Source organism: Methylobacterium sp. Leaf465, assembly GCF_001424705.1.
Classification (GTDB): domain Bacteria; phylum Pseudomonadota; class Alphaproteobacteria; order Rhizobiales; family Beijerinckiaceae; genus Methylobacterium.
Genome location: NZ_LMRA01000012.1, coordinates 403,272 through 417,526, shown reverse-complemented (window position 1 = coordinate 417,526; position 14,255 = coordinate 403,272). Strand labels below are relative to the sequence as shown.

The 14,255-nt window shown below is 62.1% G+C and carries 15 protein-coding genes; 4 read left to right on the top strand and 11 right to left on the bottom strand.

What is annotated here, in order from left to right; all coding sequences use genetic code 11:
• Positions 1–21 precede the first annotated feature (21 nt).
• The 3 genes from ASG51_RS10385 to ASG51_RS10380 form a co-directional block, all read right to left on the bottom strand.
• Positions 22–444, bottom strand: a complete 423-nt coding sequence (locus ASG51_RS10385) for a response regulator (protein WP_056222496.1) — start codon at positions 442–444, stop codon at positions 22–24.
• Between the two features lie 62 nt (positions 445–506).
• Positions 507–680 (bottom strand): hypothetical protein, encoded by a 174-nt coding sequence (locus ASG51_RS24055; protein ID WP_156389653.1) that lies wholly within the window; start codon positions 678–680, stop codon positions 507–509.
• Between the two features lie 69 nt (positions 681–749).
• Positions 750–2,030, bottom strand: coding sequence for an O-acetylhomoserine aminocarboxypropyltransferase (locus tag ASG51_RS10380; RefSeq protein WP_056351268.1), 1,281 nt, complete (start codon positions 2,028–2,030; stop codon positions 750–752).
• A 342-nt stretch (positions 2,031–2,372) separates the two neighbouring features.
• Here ASG51_RS10380 and ASG51_RS10375 point away from each other — a divergent pair, with 342 nt between their 5' ends.
• Positions 2,373–3,686, top strand: a complete 1,314-nt coding sequence (locus tag ASG51_RS10375; RefSeq protein WP_244480112.1) for an MFS transporter — start codon at positions 2,373–2,375, stop codon at positions 3,684–3,686.
• 153 nt (positions 3,687–3,839) lie between these two features.
• On the opposite strand, the gene ASG51_RS24050 is transcribed toward ASG51_RS10375, so the two are convergent.
• The 3 genes from ASG51_RS24050 to ASG51_RS10370 form a co-directional block, all read right to left on the bottom strand.
• Positions 3,840–5,156, bottom strand: a complete 1,317-nt coding sequence (locus ASG51_RS24050) for a hypothetical protein (RefSeq protein ID WP_156389652.1) — start codon at positions 5,154–5,156, stop codon at positions 3,840–3,842.
• Entirely contained in the window at positions 5,149–6,210 is a 1,062-nt protein-coding gene (locus ASG51_RS24045; protein WP_210168760.1) for a hypothetical protein, read from the bottom strand. Before ASG51_RS24045 ends, ASG51_RS24050 begins: the two co-directional genes overlap by 8 nt.
• Positions 6,211–6,621: 411 nt before the next feature.
• On the bottom strand, positions 6,622–7,050 hold the full coding sequence (locus tag ASG51_RS10370; protein ID WP_056380634.1) for a CoA-binding protein: 429 nt from the start codon (positions 7,048–7,050) through the stop codon (positions 6,622–6,624).
• 142 nt (positions 7,051–7,192) lie between these two features.
• Here ASG51_RS10370 and ASG51_RS10365 point away from each other — a divergent pair, with 142 nt between their 5' ends.
• Positions 7,193–7,633 carry a PaaI family thioesterase gene (locus ASG51_RS10365; RefSeq protein WP_056380631.1) on the top strand — a complete coding sequence of 147 codons (441 nt, stop codon included), beginning with the start codon at positions 7,193–7,195 and terminating at the stop codon, positions 7,631–7,633.
• Between the two features lie 197 nt (positions 7,634–7,830).
• Entirely contained in the window at positions 7,831–9,123 is a 1,293-nt protein-coding gene (locus ASG51_RS10360) for a hemolysin family protein (RefSeq protein WP_277996205.1), read from the top strand.
• 801 nt (positions 9,124–9,924) lie between these two features.
• Here the strand turns inward: ASG51_RS10360 and ASG51_RS10355 are convergent.
• A complete protein-coding gene (locus ASG51_RS10355; RefSeq protein ID WP_056380629.1) occupies positions 9,925–10,458 on the bottom strand; it encodes a MucR family transcriptional regulator in 534 nt (177 codons plus the stop codon).
• Between the two features lie 832 nt (positions 10,459–11,290).
• Positions 11,291–12,229: an N-acetyl-gamma-glutamyl-phosphate reductase gene (gene argC, locus ASG51_RS10350; RefSeq protein WP_056380627.1), complete on the bottom strand. Its 939-nt coding sequence runs from the start codon at positions 12,227–12,229 to the stop codon at positions 11,291–11,293.
• Between the two features lie 220 nt (positions 12,230–12,449).
• Between argC and ASG51_RS10345 the strand changes: the two genes are divergently transcribed.
• Complete coding sequence (locus ASG51_RS10345) at positions 12,450–12,953, top strand: hypothetical protein (RefSeq protein WP_056274408.1); 504 nt, start codon at positions 12,450–12,452, stop codon at positions 12,951–12,953.
• A 4-nt stretch (positions 12,954–12,957) separates the two neighbouring features.
• On the opposite strand, the gene ASG51_RS10340 is transcribed toward ASG51_RS10345, so the two are convergent.
• The 3 genes from ASG51_RS10340 to rplM form a co-directional block, all read right to left on the bottom strand.
• Positions 12,958–13,209 carry a hypothetical protein gene (locus ASG51_RS10340; protein ID WP_056380625.1) on the bottom strand — a complete coding sequence of 84 codons (252 nt, stop codon included), beginning with the start codon at positions 13,207–13,209 and terminating at the stop codon, positions 12,958–12,960.
• 78 nt (positions 13,210–13,287) lie between these two features.
• Positions 13,288–13,767, bottom strand: coding sequence for a 30S ribosomal protein S9 (gene rpsI, locus ASG51_RS10335; RefSeq protein WP_056222465.1), 480 nt, complete (start codon positions 13,765–13,767; stop codon positions 13,288–13,290).
• Between the two features lie 2 nt (positions 13,768–13,769).
• Complete coding sequence (gene rplM, locus ASG51_RS10330) at positions 13,770–14,231, bottom strand: 50S ribosomal protein L13 (RefSeq protein WP_056184577.1); 462 nt, start codon at positions 14,229–14,231, stop codon at positions 13,770–13,772.
• Between the last annotated feature and the right edge of the window lie 24 nt (positions 14,232–14,255).

The following is a 14,255-nucleotide window of genomic DNA, read 5'->3' as shown; positions in this document are numbered from 1 at the left end:
TGAAGAGGTCGCGGTGAGCGGTCAGGCGGCGCGGTGGGTGAAGGCGCGCAGGGTCCGGACCAGGGTCGAGGGCTCGTAGGGCTTCGGGATGAAGCGCGCCCCGTCGGGCATGTCGTGCGGGCCGGGGGTGCCCATGCCGGAGACGACGAGGACGGGGATGGAGGGCCAGCGATGCGCCACGAGGCGGGCCAGGGCGAAGCCGTCCATGGAGCCGCGCGGCATGTCCACGTCGGTCATCAGCACGTCGACGTCGCCGCGGCTCTCCAGCACCGAGAGGGCGTTGTCGGCGTGGCTCGCCTCCAGAACCTCGAAGCCGGCATCCGCGAGCGTGTCGGCGGCTTCCATGAGAAGCAGGCCGTCGTCTTCGACGAGGAGAACGACAGGCAGATCCGTCGGATCTTGCGTCTCTGTCGAGGCTTGCCTCTCTGGCGGGTTCTGCGTCATCGGCGGCCGGACGATCTCGCGACAGGGGTGAGACGGGGGCCTAGGCCCCGCCAAGGGTGTCGTCAACAACGGCCGGTGTCGCGCATCCGTTTCACCGGAGCGGTGACGCGGCGCCCGGGCAACTCCGGGGCGAAGGCGATCGCCAGCCCCACGAGGGTCGCCAGGATGGCCAGGAACGCCGCCGCGTCGCTGATCTGTTCCACGAATGCCCAGTCCATCGAAGCCAAGGCCGACATCGCCACCTCCGGTGATCGCGCCGCGAGCCTCGGCCCAACATGGTAAAGAGACCGTTAACACCGCCCCGCTCAGGCGTTCAGCGCGGCGTCGAGGTCGGCGATCAGATCCTGTGGATCCTCGAGGCCGACCGAGAGCCGCACCACCTCCGGCCCGGCCCCGGCGGCGATCCGCTGCGGGTCGGTGAGCTGGCGGTGGGTGGTGGAGGCGGGGTGGATGATGAGCGAGCGGGTGTCGCCGATATTGGCCAGATGCGAGAACAGGCTCAGGCCGGAGACGAGCTTGACGCCGGCCTCGTAGCCGCCCTTCAGGCCGAGGGTGAAGACCGCCCCGGCCCCGTGCGGCGTGTAGCGCCGGGCGAGCGCGTGGTAGCGGTCGGTCTCCAGGCCCGGATAGCTGACCCAGGACACCGCCGGGTGGCCCTGCAGGAAGGTCGCCACGGCGAGCGCATTGTCGCAATGGCGCTGCATGCGCAGGGGAAGGGTCTCGATGCCCGAGAGGAGCAGGAAGGCGTTGAAGGGCGAGAGCGCCGGCCCGAGGTCGCGCAGGCCCAGTACCCGCACCGCGATGGCGAAGGCGAAGTTGCCGAAGGTCTCGGCCAGCACCTTGCCGGCATATTCCGGGCGCGGGGCCGACAGCATGGGGAAGCGCGCGTCGCCCACCCACGGGAAGGTGCCGCCGTCGACCACGAGGCCGCCGATGGAATTGCCGTGGCCGCCCAGGAACTTCGTCGCCGAATGCACGACGATGTCGGCCCCGTGCTCGAAGGGGCGGATCAGGTAGGGGCTCGCCATCGTGTTGTCGACGATGAGCGGGATGTTGTGGCGCTTGGCGATCTCCGAGAGCGCCGCGATGTCGGTGATGACCCCGCCCGGATTGGCGATCGACTCGCAGAAGATCGCCTTGGTGCGCGGGGTGATCGCGCGCTCGAAGGAGGACGGGTCGTCGGTCTCGGCCCAGACCACGTTCCAGCCGAAGTTCTTGTAGGAGTGGTTGAACTGGTTGATCGAGCCGCCGTAGAGCCGGTCGGCCGCGATGAACTCGTCGCCCGGCTGCATCAGCGCGTGCATCACCAGGAACTCGGCGGCGTGGCCCGAGGCCACCGCCACGGCGGCGGTGCCGCCCTCCAGGGCCGCGACGCGCTCCTCCAGCACCGCGTTGGTGGGGTTGGTGATGCGCGAGTAGATGTTGCCGAAGGCCTCGAGCCCGAACAGCGAGGCGGCGTGCTCGGCATCGTCGAACACGAACGAGGCGGTCTGGTAGATCGGCGTGGCGCGGGCTCCCGTGGTCGGGTCGGGCAGGGCGCCGGCATGGATGGCCCGCGTGTTGAAGCCGGGCAGACGATCGGTCATCGCAAAAACCTCCCGGGCCCGCCGGCCCGCACACGCCCACCCTCTACGCCTCGGCCGCGACCGACGGAAGGGGGCGTCATCCGCTGAAACGAACGCTGGTTCTTTATGCCGGACGGGGAAGGGGGTCAAGGCGCGCGATGACCCTCCCCCCTCCGCGGGGAGGGTGCCTGCGGAGCAGGCGGGAGAGGGGGAGCGAACTCTCCGGATAAGGCGCACCCCTCATCCGACCCGCTTCGCGGGCCACCTTCTCCCGCAGAGGGGAGACGGCAATGCGCGCCAACGCTCCGCCCGACTCCGAACCAGCGCTATCCTGCCGGTCGCGCCTGCGCTAAGGCCCCGGCCATGAGCCAGACAGCCCTTCGCCCCGCCGCGACCCGCCCGACGACACCCGCCGAGGTCGTGCCGGCCGCGCGCATCCTTATCGCCAGCTTCGTCGGCACCGCGATCGAGTTCTACGACTTCTACGTCTACGCCACCGCCGCCGCCCTGGTGATCGGGCCGATCTTCTTCCCGCCCGGCGATCCGGCGGTGCAGACGCTGGCGGCCTTCGCCACCTTCTCCATCGCCTTCATCGCCCGCCCCCTGGGCGCGGCCTTCTTCGGCCATTTCGGCGACCGGGTCGGGCGCAAGGCCACCCTCGTGGCCTCCCTGATGATCATGGGCCTGTCGACGGTGCTGATCGGCTGCCTGCCCTCCTATTCCACCGCCGGCTGGTGGGCGCCGCTCGCCCTCTGCGTCCTGCGCTTCGGCCAGGGCGTGGGCTTCGGCGGCGAATGGGGCGGGGCGGCCCTGCTGGCGGTGGAGAACGCGCCCCCGGGCCGGCGCGCCCTCTACGGCATCTTCCCGCAGCTCGGGGCGCCGGTGGGCTTCATCACCGCCAATCTCGGCTTCCTCGGCCTCGCCTTGGCGCTGAGCCCCGCCGACTTCCAGGCCTGGGGCTGGCGCATCCCGTTCCTGGCGAGCGCCGTCCTTGTGGGCGTCGGGCTCTATGTCCGCCTCAAGCTCACCGAGACCCCGGTCTTCAAGGCCGCCCTGGAAAAGGCCGCGCCGGAAAAGGTGCCGCTGGCGGTGATCTTCACGAAGTACATTCGGGCGACCCTGCTCGGCACCTTCGCCATGGTGGCCTGCTACGCGGTGTTCTACCTCTCCACCGTCTTCGCCCTGAGCTACGGCGTCTCGACGCTCGGCTTCACCCGGCCCACCTTCCTGCTCTTCGAGTGCGTGGCCGTGCTGTTCATGGGCCTCGGCATCCCCCTCTCGGGCTGGGCCGCCGACCGGTACGGCCGCCGCCCCGTCCTCCTCTCCGGCCTCGTCTTCACCGCCAGCCTCGGCCTGCTGATGGGCCCGATGCTGGGCAGCGGCCAGGGCGGCCTCGTCCTCGGCTTCCTGTGCCTGGGCCTCTTCGCCATGGGCTGGCTTTTCGGCCCCATGGGCGCGCTGCTGCCCGAGCTCTTCCCGACCCGCGTGCGCTACACCGGCGCGAGCGTGACCTACAACCTCGCGGGGATTTTGGGCGCCTCCGCTGCGCCGTACCTGGCGCAGCGGCTGAGCGAGTGGGGTGGTGTGGGTTGGGTGGGGTTGTATCTGGCCGTGGCGGCTGGAATTAGTTTTCTGGCCGTGGCGTTGATGAAGGAGACGCGGCAAGCGACTATTTGATAGCGCGATTTCTGCATGCATCTTAAAGCCCGCGCTATGTGCAAAGCTGTAAAAAATCTAGAAAAATATATCAAGATCGACGACTTTCTTATTTCGCCATAGTAAAATTTTCCAAATTACTGTTCGGTATCCAATCTATATAATTTTACCCACCTAGTTCTGCGAATTATTTAGCAACGATGTTGCTCTTAACTTCAATGCAGAACGGTTTCCAGCCAAAGAAAATGCTACGATATTCTTGGTATCTTTGTTCTTGATCGACAATTTCGAAAGATCAAATTGTGCAAACATACCAATCCAACGATCAAGCGGTTTTTCGTACCATGATAATTTCTGCAACACTAGATGATCATTCGGAAGACACTCATTGAAATAGTATTCCCACTGATTACTTGAAAGCCTTTGCAGAAGTGAACCAATATCCTCTTGTGCGTTCCACGTATGACCATACATGTTTCCAAGATATACAGCGAATATAGATGACATGCAGATCGGGAATGCCGGCCAAGGTATTGTCGAGCCAAGTTTTACAAGCGCTGAAATAGCCGCCGGCTCATTATAAAAGTTATTGCCTGCGGTATGGACGTTAATTACTGCAGAAGCTGCTGCCGAAAAAGTCTGTGAACGGAGCGTCTCAGGTACGTAGTCAAAGCCCTGAACCGACATCAGAGCCTTTTTCAAGGCAATTACCGCGGTTGACTCTCCTGAGTTGACAGCTTCAGCGTAAGCTTGGCCGACTGACCATTTTTCCTTATCTCGAAGAGACCCCCACAAAGCCGGGACGATGGCAACAATATTTCCCAGGGTATGCTCATATTGAGCTCCACTCCTGGATTTAATTCCGGCGAGCAATACACTTAAAATTGTTCTCTTAAAGAAATACGGAGTCACCCCCAAAGACACAATATCAGAGTCTGTTGATTTGAAAGTGCGACTTTCAAGTGCAGAGCGAAATTTTACGAAATCAGTTGGCGCAACGTTGTCTGTGCGGCCAAGCACAGAATTTACGCACGTTCGAAGAAAACCTATAGCTTCTTCACGCGTCATCTCAGACGCTTCGGCCTCATGAGAATCTAGATTATCGAAGTGAGCTAACAAATCCGAATGCTGAGTAAGACGTTTTGCGTCAGTGGAATTGATTACACCAAGTTCTTTGGCTAATCGGATCGCTTCATAGTTTGAAATACTTACCGTAGGAATAGAGTCGTCATTTAAGTCCTGTCTACCAAGCATCTCACCAACGAATTCCATTCCGAGCGTTGATAGCTGCTTTTTCAACTGTGACAGTGCTTTATTAAGCACAAATCCAGCTACCATTTCATAGGATTCGGCTTCAAACGCACTTACAATTTGCTTATGATCTCGGACGGTAAGCCCTGTCGCGACTCTTACAATATCCGGGGCATTTGACACCGATCCGGGAACAACGGTTCCAGTCGGTTCGGCCCATACTGTCAATGCATTAGGCATGGAGAGCCCCCTCGTTCGCGCCGCTGAGTTCCATACGTCCATCCTGTGAACGGAAAAAGGCCGCGTCCAGTCCGTTCCCGATCAACTCACTTAAAGCAACAAAAGCTCTTGTTCGGGCACCGCCATCCGAGGGCGCGTTTGGCTCGCCACTTTTAATAAAAGCCCGATAACCAAGTATTTTTCCTGTAGAATTAACGACAGTTATACCATCACTATTTATAAAACCAGACAGCAACTCTGCTGCAGATTGAAGCCTACTAACCGATACAGCCGTTTTGCTTTCTTCATGATGAAGACGGTATCGTAGATAAAGATCAAGTGGCTCGGCAAGTGCAACGGCATCTGACAGACGCGGTGGGATCTTCAAGCCTCCATCTGACACAACTGCTATTAAAGTTCCATGCGAAGCGCGGATAGCTGCGGTCAGCACACGCTCCATGAAGCCTTGAAAAGCGGGATCCACCGGGCTGAGCGAACGACATGTAGAAATTGCAAGATTTCGTATCTTCAGTTTATTATTGAGGTCTGGCACATCCGCATCATCATTGAATCGAAATTCGATGGTGCTTCCTGCGCTCGTACTAACTTCGACTTTGTTCGTAATGCTTTGAGAGATTCGAACAATCGGAAAATTTGGATCCAATTCACTCAATGCAAGCTCTTCCACTGTTAATGATGATGGATCATTGGAACCACAAAAAACTCCAAATTTGCATGTCCTTCCATCTGCACTTCTCTCAACATAGATACGCCAATTAGATGAACAAAGCGGTGCGGCTGCTTTCAGAATTTTTGCTGCAGCATCTGCTGTCTCAATGTAATTGGATAATGCAACATGTTCACCTGCACCAGCAATCTGGACAAGCTGAGATACCGAATTACAAATAAATACTGAAGGAGCAAGAGGAACGCCTTCTTCAGTGTAGGCCGCCAATCGAGACACAAGACTTATCACAAGTCTTACAGTGTAAGTACAAGGTATACTTGTGGAATCAAGCAGATCTGTAGTATTTGACTGGAGATGAGACCTAAATGAGATGCTCTTTTCAGCCATTTTAATAAAATTTCTCACCGTTATTGCGTTAACAAGAGTCTCACGATTGCATTTTGTCTTAAGTAGCCACCTTGAGAAAAAATTTCTTCTTCCCAGATTTTCCTGTTTGACCGAGTTCCTACCACATTGTTTGGCAATTCGGGGATCTAATTTGAATATTTTTATACTCATCCCATTCACAATAGCACATTTTCCTGAAAATGATTTAGTGATAATTTACTATAACTATTCTTAGATTATCTAAAATATAATAAGCAAAAACATCAATTCATTCATTATGAATTTGCATGTCTTATTTTGTCAACTAATAAAGAAACAACGATTTAGTAATTATTGCGCGGTCATTGACTCAAATTTTAAAAGCTTATTATAAGTTTACCAGAATTGTTTAGAAAATCGGGGCAAAAGACACTATTTCCTGAAAATCTCAATCTTCGGACACCGATCCATCACCACAACACACCCCGCCGCCTCAGCCCGCGAGGCGGCGGAAAGATCCCGCACCCCGATCTGCATCCAGATGAAGCGCGGCGGCTGGGGGAGGGCGAGGGCCTCGTCCACCACGCCGCCGGCGGCGTCGGAGCTCCGAAAAATCTCGATCATGTCGACGGGCTCGGGCAGGTCGGCGAGGCGGGCGATCACGGGCTGGCCCTGGAGCACCTGTCCCTTAAGCCCGGGATTGACCGGGATCACGCGGTAGCCGCGCTCCAGCAGGAAGGCCATGACGTGGTGGCTCGGCCGGGCCGGGTTGGCCGAGGCGCCGACCAGGGCGATGGTCCGGGTCTCGGCGAGGACCCGGCGGATCAGGGCGGGGTCGTAGGCATCGTGGGACTGGGGCATCCCCGATCTTGTCGGGCAAGCGGGGGCGTGCTGCAAGGCTTCGCGGGGACTCGCCCCAGACGCGCGAAGCGTTGTCCAGTCGTCGCGGGAGGAACCCGCGTCATCGGGTCGGTCGCCGCCCGATGAACCGGAGTGTCCGTCAATGTCCGAGACCCTGCCCCAGGCCCTGTCCCTGGAAGAGACCGTAGCCTTCCTCGAATCGGCCTTCCCGCAGATGGAGGCCGGGGGCCGGACCTACCACCTCGTGGAAGTCGGCCCCGGCCTCGCCCGGATGCGGATGGACCACCACGACCGTCACCTGCGCCCCGGCGGCACGGTCTCCGGCCCCTCCATGATGGCGCTGGCCGACTACGCCCTCTACGCGGCGATCCTGGCCAGCCTCGGCCCCGTGGCGCTCGCCGTCACCACCAGCCTCAGCTTCAATTTTTTGCGCAAGCCCGGCCCCACCGGGCTCCTCGGCACCGCCCGCCTGCTCAAGCTCGGCCGCCGCCTCGCCGTCGGCGAAGTCCATATCACCGGCCCGGACGGTGCCCCCCTGGTCTGCCACGCCACCGGCACCTACGCGATTCCGCCGGGCGCCTGAGGGCGACGCGCGACGGGGTCGGCGCCGGGCCCGAACCCCCGCGACCTCGACACGACCCGCGCGGTATACGCAGGCGTTTTCCAACCGGTGGACCGCCGGACCGCTTCGCCCCGCGGGTTCGCTGTGGCCCGGTTCGCGCGTAGCTGGTAGAGATCCGGCGCTGACCAGGGGAGACGACGATTTCCGACGATGTATGGGTGACCGGCCTGGGCCTCCTCGCCGTCTTTGCCCTCGTGCTCGCCAACGGATTCTTCGTGGCCGCCGAATTCGCCCTCGTCTCCGTCCGCAAGAGCCGGGTCGCCGAACTGGTTTCCGAGCGACGGACCAACGCCCGATCGCTCCAGCGCGCCACCGATCAGCTCGACGCCTACCTGGCCGCGACCCAGCTCGGCATCACGATCTCCTCCCTGGCCCTCGGTTGGGTCGGCGAACCGGCGCTGGCGCATATCATCGTGCCGGCATTGAGCTTTTTGCCGGAGCCCGTGGGCACCACGGCCGCCCACACCATCGCGGTGGTCATCTCCTTCGTCATCATCACGGCGATGCACATCGTGCTGGGCGAGCTCGCCCCGAAGAGCCTCGCGCTCCAGCGCAGCGAGCGCACCGCCCTCGCGGTGGTGCGGCCCCTGGGCGTCTTCCTCTTCGTCTTCCGCCCGGCGATCCTCTTCCTGAACGGCCTCGGCAACGGCGTCGTCCGCCTGTTCGGCCTGCAGGCGGGACACGGCGAGGGCGCGCTGCACTCCACCGCCGAACTGAACCTCCTGGTCCAGGCGAGCCAGGAGGCCGGCCTGATCCGCGAGGCGCAGCAGGAGGCGGTGCAGCGCATCTTCTCCATCGGCGAGCGCCGCGTGCGCGATATCATGACCCCGCGCCACGAGGTCGAATGGGTCGATGCCGACGAGGAGCCGGAGGCCATCCTGACCTCCGTGCGCGCCTGCGACCACGCCCAGTTGGTGGTGAGCCGCAGCGAAGTCGACGAGATCGTCGGCGTCGTGCGCAAGCAGGACCTGCTCAACCAGCTGCTCGACGGCAAGCCCGTCAACGTCCTGGCCGTGACCCAGCCCCCGATCGTCGTGCACGAGAGCATGTCGATCCTCGCCGTGCTGGAGACCTTCCAGGCCAAGCCCGTGCGGATGGCGGTGGTGGTCGACGAATACGGCAGCCTGGAAGGAATCGTGACGCAGACCGATCTCCTGGAGGCGATCGCCGGAAACATCCCCGAAGTCGGCGACGAGCCGAACGTGGTCGAGCGCGAGGACGGCTCGCTCCTCATCGACGGCATGATGCCGGCCTCGCAGGCCTTCGACCGCCTCGCCTTCGCCGAGCATCCGGATTCCGACGACTTCACCACGCTCGCCGGCTTCGTGATCTTCCGCCTCGGCCGGATCCCGGGCACCGGCGACCACTTCGAGTCGCATGGCTGGCGCTTCGAGGTCGTCGACATGGACGGCCGCCGCATCGACAAGGTTTTGGCGACGCCCCTGTCCTGAGGGCCCAGCGGGTTCGGGGGATGGCTGCGCACGATCGACGGCAAGCCGCGCCCTTGGCGGATCGCGTTGACGCCCACGGGGGCCGGGAGGCCGCGCCGAATGCGGTTTCCAGGGCACCTTCGAGGACCTCGCCGCTCGCGGGAGCGACGGGCATGCGCGCGTTCGGGATCATAGGACGACGCAGGAATGGCGAGTCGTCTCCCTCACGCACCACGCGAAATGGGAGGCGAGGGCGTCCCGCAAGCACCGGATCTGGAGGTCCGCTGGGGGGATCACCCGATGACCCGCGGCCTGCGAGGTTCAACCGGCCACGCCGACCTCCGCGAGGGCACCAGCCGGGCAGTCACGGCGCTTCTGCCGAGCCCATGGCACGTACTGCGCCTCGCTCCTCCTCGGGAGAGCCGACGCTCGAAGGCGCCGGCGAGGGCGCTCTACAGCGGCTCGATCGGAGGGCTACGGACGCGCTGACCGGTGCAGGGCGGGGGCCTCATGGCAAACGCCGCACCGGAGCCGCAGCGGTTACAGGATCGCACGACACAAGCGTCTCGCTGACGCGCACGCGCTCGACCGATGTGGAGCAAAGGGTGCAAGCCCGCAGACGTGCGGCTTCGGCACTCTGGATGGGACGCATTGCGAGGCGAGCGCTGGCTCCAGACATCGGCACGTCACGCAAGCACCCGGACCGGATAACAACACGAGCGGCGCCGACCGGCCGGAAACCCGATCAGCGCCCCATCGCCGGTGCAGACCATGTCGAAAACGGTCTGCACGCACCTTGGCGCGTGCAGACCTGATCCAAACTCAGGCGTCGACTTTCTTGCGCGGGCCGCGACGCTTCTTTTCGGTTTGCGGAGCCTCGGCGGCCTCCTCCTCGGGCGGCGGAGCGGACACGGTCTCCTCCGGCGCGCTCTTGGCTATACCCTTCCGGCGCTGTTGACCGAGGCCGAGGGCTCGGGCCAACTCGGAACGCTGCTCCGAGTAACTTGCCGAGGTCATCGGATAGTCGGGCGCGAGGCCCCACTTGGCCCGATACTGCTCGGGCGTCAGGCCACGCAGGGTGAGGTGGCGACGCAGCGTCTTGTACTGCTTTCCGTCCTCGAAGCTGATCAGATAGTCCGCCGTGATCGAGCGGCGGATCTCCTGGGGAGTCGCCTTCGGCGGACCCGCCTCGGCTGCCGGCGTGCCACTGGCGGTTACGCCACGGATCGCCTCATGCACATCACTGAGCAGCTTAGGAAGCTCCGCGCTCTGTACATGATTATTGCTGACGTAGGCCGAGACGATGTCGGCGGCCAGGGTGATGAGTCGAGCTGCATCGTTGTCTGTTTCGGTCATGTTTCGTAGCCAATCTGCATAAGAGCCGATGTTGTCTTGAAGCGTAGGCTCAGATCTTTTTGCAAGCAAGATGTTACGACACAGAATGGGCGATTTTTCATCCTGTCCGTGTGGATCATTTATCAATTTTTCGCGTATCGCCTGCACACTTTGCAGCAGTCGCGTTCCAGTTGCCCAACAAGACCATCACGGATCGAGCAGGAGCGGAAATCTACGCATGATCCGAGAGACGATGCTGGAACAAACCATTCCGTCAGCGCAACAGGATCGGGCTTTGACCGAATCCGTCCCTCAAAGAACGCTCGGCATTGTTGACGCGTTCGCAAACGGCGGTTTCACCATACGCGGACAGACGGAAATCCGCGCCTCATCGAGAGCATCGACTACTGTTCCGACGGTCTCCCACAAGATTCGGACCGACCATCGGACATAACGTTGCGTTCGATAGAACACTTTTACGGTGTTCGCAATGAATGGAGGAGAGTTCGTACAGCATCAGCCAGAAATGCTTGGGGAAGGCCGTGCCGGCATCTGACCAGAGATCGTCGGTGAGGAAGGTGGGTCGCCATTTTCTGGTTTGCCCATAGTTCTTCTTCACGAACGCCGCAGCGATCTCGCGTGGATGAGAACCTGTCTGTGATCAGGGTAAAGTGTTGTCGATCGAGGCTTTGGTACAGCGTGGGCCCGCGCAGCACAGCTACGGCGTTCGGCACGCGAATCCGGTGTCGACGCGGCACACGCATCCCGTGTCGGGTACGACCTTCTCGACGTGTACCATCCCTACCCGAGAGAGCGCCCCCAGCGAACGGGGCAGGGGTGCGCTCCGAGGCGTTCAGTCGAGCCCAAGCATCAGGGTGATGTTCTGTACGGCTGCCCCCGATGCCCCCTTACCGAGATTGTCGAGGCGGGCAACGAGGACGGCTTGTCCATAGGCGTCTTTGCCGAAGACCCGCAATTCGAGCCGGTCGGTGTCGTTCAGGGCTTCCGGCTCAATCCGCTCATCTTCGTCGGCGGGGATCACCCGGACGAGATCCTGCCCCGCGTAATAGGCACGAAGGGCGGTCTCCAGATCCGTGACATTCGGTGAGCCCGGCAGGGTATCGAGGTGCAGCGGCACGCTCACCAGCATGCCCTGCCGAAAGTTCCCCACCGACGGGATGAAGATCGGCCGCCGCGTCAAACCGGAATAAGCCTGGGTCTCGGGCAGATGCTTGTGGCCGAGACCCAGGCCGTACAGCAGGAAGGGCTCCCCCTGTCCCGCCTCGTAGGTCTCGATCATCGCCTTGCCGCCACCACTGTAGCCGCTGACCGCGTTGATGCTGATCGGGTAATTCGCGGGGATCAGACCGGCTTCCACCAGGGGGCGGAGCAGAGCGATCGCGCCGGTCGGGTAGCAGCCGGGATTGGCCACGCGGCGGGCTTCCCGGATCGCCTGCGCCTGGAGGGGGTCGAGTTCGGCGAAGCCATAGACCCAGGCCGGATCGACCCGATGGGCCGTGCTGGCGTCGAGAATGCGGGGCCCGCCGCCCGGCAACGTGTCGGCCAGGGCAACGGTCTCCTTCGCGGCGGCATCGGGGAGGCACAGCACAACGAGGTCGACCGCCTGCAGAAGGTCGCGCTTCACCGCGATGTCCTTGCGGCTTTCGTGCGGAATGCTCTTCAGGGCGATGCGGCCGTCGCGCTCGAGGCGCTCGCGAATTCCGAGACCGGTGGTCCCTGCCTCGCCGTCGATGAAGACCGTGGGCTTCCGCCCGACACCGTTCTCGCTCATGGACACCTGATATCCTTTTCGTCGAGTCGTCGAAGACGCATCCTGCATCGACCCGTATGCGCGACGTGGCCGGGACGCTTCGTCAAGTCAATGTCTTCGCGACACTCGAAGAAGGGCGGATGACGGGCGATCAAGCCTGTGTATCGTTTCCCCTTGCCTGGAACGGCGCCGTCGACTGGCCTGTTATGGGCCAAAGGAACCAGCAATCGAGGAACAGCGAATGTCGGCCAGCGCGGAGAAGAGTGATCCCAAGCTCTGGGAGAAGGTGAAGAACGAGGTCACGGCATCCGACAAGGGCGGAAAACCCGGACAATGGTCGGCACGCAAGGCGCAGGCTGCGACCAAGGCCTACAAGGATGCCGGCGGCGGCTACAAGGGTAAGAAGTCGGACGACAACCACTTGAAGCAGTGGACCGAGGAAGAGTGGGACACTAAGTCCGGCAAGAAAAGCGGAGAGACGGGGGAGCGGTACCTGCCCAAGAAGGCGCGCGATTCGGTGTCCAAGTCCGAATACGACCGGTCGTCGAAGAAGAAGCGTGCCGATTCGGCCAAGGGGAAGCAGTTCTCGAAGCAGCCCGCCGACGTCGCGAAGAAGACCGCCGCAGCGCGTAAATCCCAATCCGGTAAGACCAAGGCGGACCTCATGAAGGCGGCACGGGAAAAGGACATTCCGGGGCGCTCGAAGATGTCGAAGAGCGAACTCGAGCGCGCCCTTCACGCCTGATCCATCAGGCGACCAGCGTTCCCCAGGACGGTTGCCACACGTTCTGCGGGTCGATCACAACGATCTCACGATCGCTCTCGTTCGCGACATGAACGGCGATGCCGAAGGCTTGGGCGATCGGAAGCGTGCCGGTGGTGCTGAAGAGGCGGCCGTCGGCGAGCTTCACTTCCCCCGTCGTCGCGCCGTCCGCCTGTGCGAGACAGAGGGTCACTGCGGAGGCGTCAGGCTCGGTCACGCGTCGGAAGGGCTTGGCCATGGGGAATTGTCTTTCTGAGGCTCAAAAAGGAAAGGGCGGCCGAAGCCGCCCTGACCAGACATATCTCGAAGGAAGCGCTTAGCGCTTCGAGAACTGGAAGCTGCGGCGGGCCTTCTTGCGGCCGTACTTCTTGCGCTCGACCACGCGGCTGTCGCGGGTGAGGAAGCCCTCACGCTTCAGCGGCGAACGCAGCTCCGGCTCGTAGTACGTCAGCGCCTTCGAGAGGCCGTGGCGCACGGCGCCGGCCTGGCCCGACAGACCGCCGCCATGCACCGAGACGGTGATGTCGTACTGGTCGACGCGGTTCGCGATCTGCAGGGGCTGGCGCAGGATCATGCGCAGCACCGGACGGGCGAAGTAGGTCTCGACGGCGCGGCCGTTGACGACGACCTTGCCGGTGCCCGGCTTGATCCAGACGCGGGCGACTGCGTCCTTGCGCTTGCCGGTGGCGTAGGCGCGGCCCTGGGCGTCGAGCTTCTGAACGTGGACCGGGGCGGCGTTCTCCGGCGACTCGACGTTCGCGCGGTTCAGGTCGGAGAGGGACTGAAGGGTCGCCATGATCAAGCGCTCACGTTCTTGCGGTTGAGGCTGCCGACGTCGAGCGCCTGCGGCTGCTGGGCGGTGTGGGGATGCTCGGAGCCCTTGTAGACCCGGAGGTTGCCCATGATCTGACGGAAGAGCGGGCCGCGCGGGAGCATGCGCTCGACGGCCTTCTCCACGACGCGCTCGGGGAAGCGACCGTCGAGGATGAACTTGGCCGTGCGCTCCTTGATGCCGCCCGGGTAGCCGGTGTGGTGGTAGTACACCTTCTGCTCGCGCTTGCGGCCGGTGAACTTCACCTTCTCGGCGTTGATGACGATGACGTTGTCGCCGCAATCGACGTGGGGCGTGTACGCGGGCTTATGTTTGCCGCGCAGGCGCATGGCGACGATGGAGGCGAGCCGGCCGACGACCAGGCCCTCTGCATCGACGATGATCCACTTCTTGTCGACGTCGGCGGGCTTCAGAGAAAAGGTCTTCATCCCGTGGCGTTCCGTATGGTGTCT